The 529-nt window shown below is 48.2% G+C and carries 1 protein-coding gene; it reads left to right on the plus strand.

The annotated features are described in order from the left end of the window. Positions 1-529: hypothetical protein (locus tag FBF73_RS10060; RefSeq protein WP_206146690.1), on the plus strand; the 529-nt coding region annotated here is incomplete at both ends.

The raw sequence follows: 529 nt of genomic DNA on the forward strand, positions 1-529 counted from the left end.
TGCTTGCACTTGTTGATGCTGACGTGCTAGCAGATGTACTTGCTGACGTACTTGCACTTGTTGAAGCTGACGTACTTGCTGATGTGCTTGCACTTGTTGAAGCTGATGTACTTGCTGACGTACTTGCACTTGTTGATGCTGATGTACTTGCTGACGTGCTTACGCTTGTTGAAGCTGATGTACTTGCTGACGTGCTTGCGCTTGTTGAAGCCGACGTACTTGCTGACGTGCTAGCCGATGTACTTGCTGACGTGCTTGCTGATGTACTTGCACTTGTTGAAGCTGACGTACTTGCTGATGTGCTTGCGCTTGTTGAAGCTGATGTACTTGCTGACGTACTTGCACTTGTTGAAGCTGACGTACTTGCTGATGTGCTTGCACTTGTTGAAGCTGATGTACTTTCTGACGTACTTGCTGATGTGCTTGCACTTGTTGAAGCCGATGTACTTGCTGATGTGCTTGCACTTGTTGAAGCTGACGTGCTAGCCGATGTGCTTGCGCTCGTTGAAGCTGACGTACTTGCTGATGT

The sequence above is a fragment of the Streptococcus mitis genome, assembly GCF_005144795.1.
GTDB classification, from domain to species: Bacteria; Bacillota; Bacilli; order Lactobacillales; family Streptococcaceae; genus Streptococcus; species Streptococcus mitis_BB.